This is a genomic window from Shewanella sp. SR44-4 (genome assembly GCF_014163715.1).
Taxonomy (GTDB): Bacteria; Pseudomonadota; Gammaproteobacteria; order Enterobacterales; family Shewanellaceae; genus Shewanella.
On record NZ_JACJDU010000077.1, the window covers coordinates 1 to 11,960 of the forward strand.

Consider the following 11,960-nt stretch of genomic DNA (forward strand, 5'->3'; position numbering starts at 1 on the left):
GTTTTATGTTGAATATGATAGGCGGATTGATTGCCTATCAACTGAAAGAAACTAAGCCACAACTCAATATTACGAATGCTGAGTTTGGCGCTATTGTTGTTATGGCTTAAACCGATCTCAGGTTAGTTACCAAGTTGAACTAGGCTTAAGTGATTGCCTCGTAAAAAACAAAACCCAGCTAAAGCTGGGTTTTGTTTGTTTAATGAAAACGGCTTAAGCTTCTTCTGTAGTCAGTTTGGTAATCAACTCAGCAATAGTGTCGGGATCTTGTGCGCCAGAGACTAAATGTTGTTGATTAAACACAATGGCAGGTACGGCTTGAATTCCGCGGCTGATCCACAGTTGCTCTTCCTCTTTTACAGCAGCTTCAAAGCGTTTGTCGGTGAGCACAGCACGAGCCTCATCAGCATTTAACCCTACCTTTGCTGCAGCTTCAATGAGTACTTCAATGTCATCTGGGTTTTTCTGCTCAGTAAAATAGCTGCTAAACAGCGCCAATTTCAAGTCAGTTTGCTTACCAGACTCGGCAGCCCAATACAGTAGCTGGTGGGCCAGTAACGTGTTGTAAATACGTGATGAGTCGGAAAAGTTAAACTCAAAGCCTAAATCGGCACCCATTTGGGTTAACCGTTGACGATTTTGAGCACTTTGCTCAGGTGTTGAACCGTATTTTTCAGCAATGTGCTCGCCTAAATGTTGCCCTTCAGGCCCCATTGCTGGATTTAACTCAAACGGATGCCACTGCAATGTAACTTCTAAATCATCAAATTTGCTCAATGCTTGTTCAAGTCGGCGATAACCGACAATGCACCACGGACACATTACGTCGGAAATAATGTCAATTTGGAGCTGATTAGTCGTCATAAATGTTCCTGTTAATGATTAATTCGACTTAATTTAGCTAAGTCTATAAAAATAAAATAAGTATAATTGCTTATAAATTAACTGTTTTTAGCGGTTAATTGATTGGTTTACCATCACTTGTGTAAACAACACAAAAGTTGCAACCTTTGGGACTAAATTGTGTCTATACTTAATCAGTAATCTGATGTTTAATCAATGTAAGGGTTAGGTCAATTAGATATACCCCATGCACGTTTATCAATGTTGTCGCTGTTAAAGTATACAAGTAGATATAAAACACATTATAGGCTTGAGCACTTGTGATACAAAGCACACGTTCCATGTCTAAATATGTCAGCCTGCATTTGTACAACAACACTATTTATGTCAGCATGCAATTGTAATACGCAATACATTTGGCAAGTAAATTCTTTTAAGGATAATCTATGAAAATAAATCTTTCTGGTCACCATGTTGATGTTACTGATACTGTCAAACAACACGTAGATGAAAAATTCGCTAAAATAGCTAGCCATTTCCCGACGCTTATCTCGCTAGATATCATCATAGCTAAAGAGCATGGTGAATATGATGTTGAAATTAGAACTAACTATGAAGGAACTCGCATTGCTGCCAAAGGTACTGACCTAGTCATGTATCCCGCTATCACGAGCGCCGCTAAAAAATTAGATGCGGCACTAAAGCATCGTAAAGGCCAATTAAAAGCAGATTTACATGAAAAACCAGATGTAACTGCACCTGAAATCGCTTACGAAAAAGTTCAAGAAATGGACTTACGTTAATCGTTAACCCTAGTCGTTTATTCAACGATATCCAAAACGCAGCCTAGGCTGCGTTTTTTGTTAGAGCATCATAAAAACTAACCTTGTCCAGTCATAACAACCTAGCAACTCAAGCTAACTTCAACTTGCTAGAACGCTGCATTGCTAAAAAGCTAAGCGCAGTAAAGCATCAATACATTCGTTGCAGCTTGTTAAGTTTGTAAAGCATCTGCGCTATCGCATTTATAGAATCTAGCCGCGAAGCGTTCTAGCATTTAGCATTTATTGTTGGATATAAAACAGTACAACATTTATGTGATGGAAAACACTCCAATCGGCTCATAGGCCGATAGAGCCTGCTTACTGAGGATATACTTGGTTTCTGCCATTCTTTTTCGCTTGATACAAATATCTGTCGGCATTGTTGATAAGCTCATCAATAGTTTGGTTATCGGTTAACTGTGAAATACCCATACTGATGGTTAGGCTGATTTCTTGTTCATGACAATACACGCTATGATGTTGTACATTAGTACGAATTTTTTCAGCAATGATAAAAGCTTGTTCAGCCGAGGTTTGCGGCAGAATAAACAGAAACTCTTCGCCACCCCAGCGTGCAACGCAATCTTGTTGCCTCACACTTTGTTTAAACACTTGCGCTAGCTCGGTAAGCACGATATCTCCGCAATTATGACCGTATTTGTCATTGACCATTTTAAAATGATCAAGATCGCACAGCAAAACGGATAATGATTCGTTGTTTCTTGATACTCTTGATTTTTCCTGCTGTAAAATAGTTAACGCATTACGTCGGTTAGCCAGTGTCGTTAATGGATCTGATAACGCGAGTTGTTGATATTTTTTACCGAGCTTCAGCGCACTATTGTAGGATAACATTCTTGAATATTCATATAACGCGGAGAGGAAGGTAGTGGTTAAAAATGACAATATTAACCGGACTTTAAACTCAGTTGAGTAAGTTGCATATTGAGGCATATCTATCGGTGAAAACATAATAATAGCGACAACACTTATGAAAAATAGCAGGTTAACCAGACCATAACTTAATCCCAGTACATAAACGGAAACGGGCGCCACAATAAATATCCACAGTGGACCGGTTTGTTCCACCCCGCCAGTAAAGACTAAGTAGAACATCAGTATATATAACGAGTAAATGATAATAAAAGAGCTAAGGTTAAGCTTGTTGTATTTTTTTAGCGCCACGTAAGCCAAACAATAAATAATGCTGGAGACAAATAGAGTGATGGTTAACACATAATTACTGTTAAATGAGCTTATTACTCCCATCACAAAAGTCATCAACATTCCGACCAATGAAAACAGGGATATAACGTGAGTTTGCTGAAGTTCTCCGTTACTTTTACTTTCATTTTTAATGAATGTTAGCAATGGGTCATCCTTTAAATGTTTGGTGCCGATATGACATTTGAATTGATTTTAGCGATGTTAGCTATTCAAAAATAACATGTATAAAGAGTATTATTTAGAGTGACATGAAATGAGCTATTATCCAATGATCTTTTTTGATCATGCTTAAAGTAATCAAAGCGGTAACATCGGTAAGGGTGATAACCCCTAATGCATTGCTAATAAAGTGTTCGGTGGATTATTAGGCAGATAACAACGATGAAAAGCGCATGCTTCACTTACGTAGATCACTAAAAAGTTATAGCAACATAAAGCTATAGCAAAATAAAGCGGGAAGGGGATTGTTTTAGACTGTTGAACTTTTAGCGTTTCAGCATTATCGTTTTTATAGAATTTATCAGCGAAGCGTCTTGGCATTTTAACATTGAGGCGTTTAGGTTGTGGATCTTGAGAGTGAAAAAAAGACGTGACGACTTTAATAGAAATAAGCTGAAAAGTGTTCTAGTACGTAGGCTTAGAACACTTTAACAGCCTAAGTTTGAGTTATTCGTCGTCGTTAATATCTGCATTGTGGTAAACGTTCTGAACGTCATCACAATCATCAAGAGCGGCTAAGAACTTTTCAAAACTTTCAATATCTTCACCAGTAAGTTCAGTCATGGTTTGTGGCACAAATGCTAAATTCTCTACCTTAAAATCAATCTCTGGAAAGGCTTCAGTTAACACAGTGCGCGCATTGTTAAACTCTGATACGGGTGCAAATACACTGATGATGCCATCTTCTAGCTCTACATCGGCAACGTCGACATCAGCCATCATAAGCAATTCAAGAATAGCTTCATCGTCTTCGCCTTCAAACACAAAAACGGCTTGATGTTCGAACATATGGCCAACAGTACCAGGGCTACCTAACTTGGCATCATTTTTAACAAATGCTTGGCGAACCTGAGTAAAGGTACGGTTACCGTTGTCTGTTAAGCAGTCAACAATCACCATGCAGCCGCCAGGACCAAAACCTTCATAGCGGGCGGTATCATAATCTTCACCACCACCACCACGAGCTTTTTCAATGGCACGTTCAATAACGTGTGCCGGAACTTGATCTTTCTTCGCGCGGGCAATCAAGCTACGTAGTGCTAGGTTGCCGTCTGGGTCGACGCCACCTTTAGCGCAAATATAAATCTCTTTACCGTAACGTGAGTAAATTCGTGTCTTTTGGCCAGCGGTTTTCGCCATGGACTCTTTTTTATTTTGATATGCTCTGCCCATCTTAATCTCGTTTTATTAAATGTTTAAGGCTAAAAATTGTCATCGATTCTAGCAGGAATAAGTTGTGCTGTTTAGGTGCTGGTTCTAAATTTTGCATAAATAATCTTTTAGCAAAATAATAAAAGGTTATCAAACAGTCCTTTGCCCTAGTCACTAGTTGGATTCACTTACCATAGACCTGCCTTTGCCAAGTAAATTTGCACTGTTTGTAAGACAACAAAAACGATGTCGATGATCTACTTGAAATCATCTGACTTTTTGAACGGGCCTATTTATCATCCCGAGATGAGGTTTAGTCGGTTTGTTTACATTGTAAATACGGTAAAATAAAGCGCTAGTGCTTCGCACTTACAGGACATAAGTATTCATATTTACACATCAGATGTGTTAAGTTTATGTATCATGAAGCTTCAATCGATAATACAATTTAGTAGAGTATTAGCGTATAAAGCCTAAATATAAAAATAAGAAAAAGGATTTCTCTATTGGGTTAACTCAATATTGAAAGTCCATAGTTTGATCCATTTTATCCTGAGATGAATTGATGAGTTAGATGATCAATATCATTTCTACACTTAATTAGTATGCTAGAAATGAGAGTCCAAATATGAAATCTGAATCTGCTGAAGGTCAAACGTCAAATGCGACGGTGACTATTTTGTATTACGAAGCCCCAGTTGGTTTAGAAATGCATAATGCTGTGATGACCGATCTGCAAATCAGCCAAACTGGGCGTGTAATGATCCCTGAATCATTTCGTCGAGGTAAATCTATTATTGCGGTATTAGAAGGCGAGTGCAAAATACTTAACTCACTGGGTGAGCGAGTGTATTCGCAACGAGTTATGAGCAAAATAGACAATTAAATGAACCTTAAGTAAAAAAAGACACGTAAAGTGTCTTTTTTTTGTAATTTTTGTATGTGTTGCCTTTCACGCATGAGCTAACGGCAAGAGTTAGGCATGCTAGTTTAGCGACTCGCAGCGTAATAAGTCGGCTAACAGTTTATCTGCTAAAGGCTGTAATACTTGCTCATGAGGCTGGGTGTGAGCTACCGTTCGTAAACCGTAAATTCCCATCACTAAATACTGTGCTAAAAATTGGCTGTCACAGTCTTGAGCTATTAGCTTCTGCGCTTTTGCTGTATCGAACACCATTACTAATGACTGCTGCCATAGCTGCAAAAACTGACAAGTCATTTGTTTAATTTGCTCATCTTGCTCGCCCATCTCACTGAGTGACTTGGTCAGTAAACACGCCTGAGTAGCATCACAACTTAAGCATTCTTGTACAATTAAGGCTAAATAAGCCCCTAAGTTGTCTACTGCTGAACGGTCATTAGCAAACAATTGCTGAAACTGTTCATTGCGATCTTGTTGGTACTGCTCAATAGCCGCAATATACAAGCCTTTTTTATTGTCAAAAGCGCAATAAATTGACCCCGGATGTAGCCCCGTTGCTTTAGTGAGATCTTGCATGCTGGTTTTAGCGTATCCATTCACTAAAAAGGTGCTCATGGCAGCACGTAAAACCGTTTCTCTATTAAATTCAGCGTGTCTCATATCTGGTCACTTCTGGTCAACATCAAAGCGTGATAACTCATAACGCTCGAGTCTAACTAAATTTGATCGATTATTCAAAAAATACTTGAATGTGTATTCAATTAAGATTAATCTTGAATGTATATTCAAGAAAGGAGATCGTCACATGACGGTAAGTTTATTTACACCATACAAACTCAATGACACCCTAACATTATCAAACAAGATTTTAATGGCACCATTAACGCGTTGTATGGCGGATGATGATCTTGTTCCTACTCAAGCTATTGCAGACTATTATGCTCGCCGTGCTGAAGCAGGCTTAATAATCAGTGAAGCGACAATTATCCGTCCAGATGCGCAAGGCTACCCAAATACCCCTGGTTTATTTACTCCAGCTCAAATCGACGGCTGGCGCGTAGTGACCGATGCGGTGCACAAAAATGATGGCAAAATTTTTTCTCAGCTTTGGCACACTGGCCGTGTAGCACACTCACACTTTTTTGATGGTGGCGACGTGTTATCTGCTTCTGCTCAGGCTGTAGAAGGTACTGTGCCTAGAATGCGCGAATTAGTTTACCAAACGCCAAAGGCTGCCACGTTAGATGATATCAAGCAGTTAGTGATTGACTATGCTCAAGCCGCTGCAAATGCGATTGATGCTGGTTTTGATGGCGTCGAAATTCATGCTGCAAATGGTTATTTGATTGACCAATTCTTACATCATGACAGTAACCGTCGTGAAGACGAATACGGCCAAACTCCTGAAAATATGTCACGCTTTGCCTTAGAAGTGGTTGACGCTATTGTGGCTAGAATTGGCGCAGATCGCACCGCTATTCGAGTATCTCCTGGTGCCTATTTTAATATGGCAGCCGATCCTCGCGACCGTGGCGTGTTTGACTATTTATTACCTGAGTTGGCTAAACGCAATTTAGCATTTTTACATGGCGGTATTTTTGACGACTCAATGCAGTTTGATTACTTAGGTGGCAGCATATCGACCTACCTACGCAGTGTTTACACTGGCACGTTAGTGGGTGTAGGTAGCTATACCGCCGAAACGGGCAGTGCAGCCATTAGCGACAATAAGTTTGATTTGTTGGCGATTGGCCGTCCATTTATTGCTAATCCAGATTATGTGGCAAAAGTGCGTGATGGCGGCGAATTAGTGGCATACGCCGACACCATGTTAACGGAATTGATTTAACCTAGTTTGTTGTTTTACGTTACTGATTTCAGCAGAGGTTAGTCAAACGTAGTTTGTAGGAATCCATTTCTAAGCAGTATTTTCTATGCTAGAAATGGCGCTAAAACTATCAACCCCAATTTGTATTTTTTAGCATCCGTCTTGGCCACAGCTTTTGCTGTGGTCTTTTTTTTGGCAGAAATTTGTCTCAGTGAGTGCACTCTATTACTATGTCGACAATTTTCGGCAAAGAGAAACATGATGCAAACACTGCAACAATTAAATGATGGTTTGTTACTGGGTTATCAACGGGTCAGTATCGCAGAACAACTCACGGAATTTCCTGTAAAACTGTTTGAGTTAGCCGATACCCTAGAAGTGCTCGATCTTGGCAATAACCAATTATCGTCATTGCCCGATAACTTTGCTGACTTGCATCAACTTAAAATCTTGTTTGTGTCGAATAACCTATTTGATCATCTGCCAGCCGTATTAGGCCAGTGTCCAAAGCTCGAAATGATAGGTTTTAAAGCTAATCAAATTCGCACCGTACCCGAAGCATCCATTCCAAAGCAAACCCGTTGGTTAATATTAACCGATAACCACATTGAGCAGTTGCCAGACAGTTTAGGCCAATGTCATCGTCTGGAAAAACTCGCGTTAGCGGGTAACCGATTAACCGCACTGCCTAATAGCATGGCTAATTGTCATCAATTGGCTCTTATCCGTTTATCGGCTAACCAGCTTACCGCCTTACCACATTGGTTATTTGAGCTACCTAACTTAGCCTGGTTGGCTTTTGCAGGTAACGCGTTTAGTCATGTTGAACATTGCGATAATACTCGCGTACCTATCGTGACATTAACCCAGTTTACCTTAGGTCAGTTACTCGGGCAGGGTGCATCTGGATTAATTTATCAAGCGACTCACCATACAGAAAACTCAGTTGAGGCAAACTTTAGCAGCGACGCTGATGTCGCAATTAAGTTGTTTAAGGGCATGGTGACCAGTGATGGTTATCCAGCAGATGAGCTTGATTGTTGCTTAACCGCTGGCGAGCACCCTAATCTGATTAATGTGGTGGCACAAATTAATCAACCAGAACAACTGGGTTTAGTGATGCAACTTATTCCACCAAGCTACGGTAATTTAGGTTTACCGCCGTCGTTGCAAACCTGTAGCCGTGACACTTTTGAAGCGCAAACGGTATTTACCTGGGCGCGCATTACTCATATTGCCAGCCAAATGGCTGATATTTTGGCTCATTTACACCAAAATGGTATAAGCCATGGTGATATTTATGCCCACAACATCATGATAAATACCCACGATAACGTGTTGTTTGGTGACTTTGGTGCCGCCTCAAATTTAAAGCAGTTTACCCCACAGCATTTGCAATTAATGCAAGCTATTGAGGTTAGGGCATTTGGTTATTTGGTCGATGACATGCTAAACCTCATCGATAACCCAAACACACCACAAGCGATAATGTTGCGCCAGTTAGTGCAAGATTGCTTGCAGCATAGTTCATCAACAAGACCGAGCTTTAAAGCGCTGTTACCCCGTTTAGCGAGCATTGCTTAACAGATAAACACACTCGGGCTAAGGCATCATTAGGTTTAACCAGCCTAGTTGTTTAGCTCGAGTGAATAGCTCTATTTAATGACCTGAGTGAATAGTTCGAGTGAAAGGCTAGCAATAATCGTACGGCGAATAAAAAATCCAGAATATGGTCTTTAGCCACACACTGGATTATAATCAAATTATCATGTCGTAATGAAAGGCTAGCCACTGTGGAAAATAAAACTGCACGTTTTACTGTATTAATGGACCCGCTAAAAAAGCAGGCATTTGAACAACTGTGTGCTGCGCAAGATCTCACCCCATCACAAGTCACCCGTCAGCTTATTCGCGAATACCTCGAAAAGCATGATGTGAGTTTTGGTGACAATCAAAGTCGCCCTAATCCACAGGTAAAAAGCTAAACTTCAATTCACCTATTGTTAGGCTATTGGTGACGCGAGTGGTTATGCAAATTGCTATGCTAGTCGTTACGCTAGCCGTTACATTAGCGGGCAAGTGGATCAGCTGGTTTATCACCCTAGGGTAGTCAATTTGTGATAATGGCATTATAATGTCATTACAATATTCGGCAGGATAGATACTTTTCTATCTCACGCCAATCGATAAAGCCTGTCGAACTGCGTATTAGCGCTATTAACTTATTCGACAACTGCCAAGAACACAGAGAGTAAAGATATGAGTGATGTAATCCCGCCATGCCCAAAATGTGAGTCTCCGTACGCTTATTCAGACGGCACATTGTTAATTTGCCCAGAATGCGCCAATGAATGGAACCCAAATGAAGAAGTGGTTGATCCAGACGCCATCATTTTAAAAGATGCCAACGGCAACTTATTAGCAGAAGGCGACAAAGTCACCTTAATCAAAGATCTTAAAGTAAAAGGTTCATCACTCGTGCTTAAAGTCGGCACTAAAGCAGTGATCAACCACTTTGTCGACGGCGACCACGATATCGATTGTAAAGTCGATGGCAATGGCCAAATGATGCTGAAATCGAAGTTTGTGAAAAAACAAAGCTAATAACGATTAATCTAATTGTTATAAGTGACCATTAATCAGCTTGTGGCTGATTAACAAAAAATCCCCGCAGGCAGCAATGCCAGCAGGGATTTTTTATGGACACTGGTTCAAGTCCCGCCGCCACATCTGACCGGTTATTGTTGTTCCAAAAGTATATTGTTTAGCAATGCCCGATCGCATGCTTACCCAGTTGTCCTCCCCAAGTGCAATCACTTCCGTGACACGCTATAAACCCATCCATGCTATTGATTTTATAGCCTCCAGCCTCAGAGCGTCTTAGCAACGCAGCGCTCTAGGCTCTTAGTTTGTCATCGCTGGTATAGGGGCAGCTTCGCTGCTAAGATTTTATAGCCTCTAGCTGCGAAGCGTCCTAAGCTATTGATTTTATAGTCTCCTAGCAGCAAATAACAAATCAAACGAATAAGGATTCAAAATGAGTAGTAATGTAGATATTAACAATCGTCCCGATTACGACCATGTCATCCAAGATATTGCTGATTATGTATTAACGTTTGAAGTCTGCAGCGAAGAAGCTCTCGACACCGCTCGTAACTGTTTAATGGACACAATAGGTTGTGGGCTGCTCGCGCTGCGCTTTCCTGAGTGCACCAAACACCTCGGACCTATCGTACAAGGCACATTGGTGCCAAATGGCGCCCGAGTGCCAGGAACATCGCTGACTCTCGATCCGGTAAAAGCCGCGTGGGACATTGGTTGTATCATTCGCTGGCTCGATTACAACGACACTTGGTTAGCAGCTGAATGGGGGCATCCATCGGATAATTTAGGCGCCATTCTGGCCGTGGCGGATCATTTATCTCAAGTTAGACTGTCAAATGGCGAGCCGCCTCTCATGATGCGAGAAGTACTTGAAGCGATGGTCATGGCACATGAAATTCAAGGCGTGATTGCGCTAGAAAACTCGTTTAATCGGGTTGGTTTATGCCACGTATTATTAGTACGAGTGGCCTCCACTGCGGTTGTTACTAAAATGATGGGCGGCAACAGAGAGCAAATCATGGCGGCAATATCTCAAGCTTGGGCCGACGGTGGTGCACTGCGCACCTATCGTCACGCACCAAATGCGGGCTCTCGTAAATCTTGGGCTGCGGGCGATGCCACCTCACGAGCTGTTTGTTTGGCCAACATGTCAATGCGCGGTGAAATGGGCATACCAAGCGTGTTAACCGCGCCACAATGGGGTTTTTACGATGTCTCCTTCTCGAAAACCAATAAAGACCAAGCGCTCAAACCCCAGGCTGAACGTCAGTTTTCATTTTCCCAAGACTATGGCTCTTATGTGATGGAAAACATCTTGTTTAAGATTTCCTTTCCTGCCGAGTTTCACGCGCAAACCGCCGCAGAAGCGTCGGTTATACTACATCCTCAGGTAAAATCTCGTTTGGCGGAAATTAACAAGATTGTGATCCGCACCCACGAGTCAGCCATTCGCATTATTTCAAAAACGGGTTCGCTTGCCAACGCTGCGGACCGCGACCATTGCTTGCAATACATGATTGCGGTTCCGTTGGTGTTCGGCAGTTTGACCGCCGACCATTATGAAGACGAATTTCACGGCGCACATCCCATCATCGATGAGCTGCGTGACAAAATGGAGATTGTCGAAGATAAGCGCTTTACGGCAGAGTATTTAGAAGCGGATAAACGCTCTATCGCCAATGCGATTCAGGTTTTCTTTAACGATGGCAGCAGTACAGAAGAAGTGGTTGTAGAATACCCAGTGGGTCATCGCCGCCGTCGTAAGGAAGGAATGCCGCTATTGGAGCTGAAATTCAAAGCGAACTTAGCATCACGTTTCCCAAACCAGCAGTGCCAAACGATCTTCACTGTGTGTAAAGATCAAACCACGCTAGAGGCCACGCCAGTAAACCGCTTTATGGACTTATTTGTTATCGGGTTCTAGGTGCTAGATTCTAGGAACTCGCAGGCTCGCCAGAGGGCGTGACTTCGTCACTGCTAGAGCGGACTTCGTCCTGCTAGGATCGCTGCGCGACTAGGCTGTTGCTATTGATTGTATAGCATCTAGTCGCGTAGCGTCCTAGCTGCGCAGCGTTCTAAGCTCTTAGATTGTCATCGCTTGATATCGCCCGCCACCGCTTGCCATCTAGCCGAAATTAACCATGCCACCCATTTTATGATAATTAACATAACTGCTTTTAGCTTTAGTTGCGATAACCTTCTGGACTATTCAAATGTATAAATTATATGGGAATTATCAATAAACTGAGCGCTAGATGGAGAATGGTGAGCAATGCGGTAGATCCAACACAGCACTAGTGGCTTGATTGATATCAAGCTGGAAATCAGGTTATTGTTTTAG

11 protein-coding genes and 1 pseudogene are annotated in these 11,960 nt (G+C 41.7%); 8 read left to right on the forward strand and 4 right to left on the reverse strand.

Features of this window, described 5'->3' with window-relative positions; all coding sequences use genetic code 11:
• Window positions 1-110: pseudogene (locus H5125_RS20805) on the forward strand (IS982 family transposase); the annotation flags it as partial.
• Between the two features lie 103 nt (window positions 111-213).
• Here the strand turns inward: H5125_RS20805 and H5125_RS20810 are convergent.
• Window positions 214-864 (reverse strand): DsbA family oxidoreductase, encoded by a 651-nt coding sequence (locus H5125_RS20810; protein WP_182745307.1) that lies wholly within the window; start codon window positions 862-864, stop codon window positions 214-216.
• Between the two features lie 425 nt (window positions 865-1,289).
• Here H5125_RS20810 and hpf point away from each other — a divergent pair, with 425 nt between their 5' ends.
• Window positions 1,290-1,646, forward strand: coding sequence for a ribosome hibernation-promoting factor, HPF/YfiA family (gene hpf, locus H5125_RS20815; protein ID WP_011636558.1), 357 nt, complete (start codon window positions 1,290-1,292; stop codon window positions 1,644-1,646).
• Window positions 1,647-1,985: 339 nt separating this feature from the next.
• Here hpf and H5125_RS20820 read toward each other — a convergent pair whose 3' ends face one another.
• Window positions 1,986-3,038 (reverse strand): GGDEF domain-containing protein, encoded by a 1,053-nt coding sequence (locus H5125_RS20820; protein ID WP_182745309.1) that lies wholly within the window; start codon window positions 3,036-3,038, stop codon window positions 1,986-1,988.
• A 522-nt stretch (window positions 3,039-3,560) separates the two neighbouring features.
• Window positions 3,561-4,286 carry a YebC/PmpR family DNA-binding transcriptional regulator gene (locus H5125_RS20825; protein WP_059746407.1) on the reverse strand — a complete coding sequence of 242 codons (726 nt, stop codon included), beginning with the start codon at window positions 4,284-4,286 and terminating at the stop codon, window positions 3,561-3,563.
• 607 nt (window positions 4,287-4,893) lie between these two features.
• Here H5125_RS20825 and H5125_RS20830 point away from each other — a divergent pair.
• The gene (locus H5125_RS20830) at window positions 4,894-5,151 is read left to right on the forward strand and encodes a TIGR02922 family protein (protein WP_101085570.1); all 258 of its coding nucleotides are present in this window, start codon (window positions 4,894-4,896) and stop codon (window positions 5,149-5,151) included.
• A 99-nt stretch (window positions 5,152-5,250) separates the two neighbouring features.
• On the opposite strand, the gene H5125_RS20835 is transcribed toward H5125_RS20830, so the two are convergent.
• Complete coding sequence (locus tag H5125_RS20835; RefSeq protein WP_101085568.1) at window positions 5,251-5,847, reverse strand: TetR/AcrR family transcriptional regulator; 597 nt, start codon at window positions 5,845-5,847, stop codon at window positions 5,251-5,253.
• A 145-nt stretch (window positions 5,848-5,992) separates the two neighbouring features.
• Between H5125_RS20835 and H5125_RS20840 the strand changes: the two genes are divergently transcribed.
• The 5 genes from H5125_RS20840 to prpD all read left to right on the forward strand — a co-directional run bounded on the left by H5125_RS20840 (window position 5,993) and on the right by prpD (window position 11,543).
• Window positions 5,993-7,036 carry an alkene reductase gene (locus H5125_RS20840; RefSeq protein ID WP_101085566.1) on the forward strand — a complete coding sequence of 348 codons (1,044 nt, stop codon included), beginning with the start codon at window positions 5,993-5,995 and terminating at the stop codon, window positions 7,034-7,036.
• A gap of 240 nt (window positions 7,037-7,276) precedes the next feature.
• Window positions 7,277-8,599: a leucine-rich repeat-containing protein kinase family protein gene (locus H5125_RS20845; protein ID WP_242445115.1), complete on the forward strand. Its 1,323-nt coding sequence runs from the start codon at window positions 7,277-7,279 to the stop codon at window positions 8,597-8,599.
• A gap of 209 nt (window positions 8,600-8,808) precedes the next feature.
• Window positions 8,809-9,000 (forward strand): ribbon-helix-helix domain-containing protein, encoded by a 192-nt coding sequence (locus H5125_RS20850; protein ID WP_011636565.1) that lies wholly within the window; start codon window positions 8,809-8,811, stop codon window positions 8,998-9,000.
• A gap of 274 nt (window positions 9,001-9,274) precedes the next feature.
• The gene (locus H5125_RS20855) at window positions 9,275-9,619 is read left to right on the forward strand and encodes a zinc ribbon domain-containing protein YjdM (protein WP_011636566.1); all 345 of its coding nucleotides are present in this window, start codon (window positions 9,275-9,277) and stop codon (window positions 9,617-9,619) included.
• 433 nt (window positions 9,620-10,052) lie between these two features.
• The gene (prpD, locus tag H5125_RS20860; protein ID WP_101085559.1) at window positions 10,053-11,543 is read left to right on the forward strand and encodes a 2-methylcitrate dehydratase; all 1,491 of its coding nucleotides are present in this window, start codon (window positions 10,053-10,055) and stop codon (window positions 11,541-11,543) included.
• Window positions 11,544-11,960: the final 417 nt, after the last annotated feature.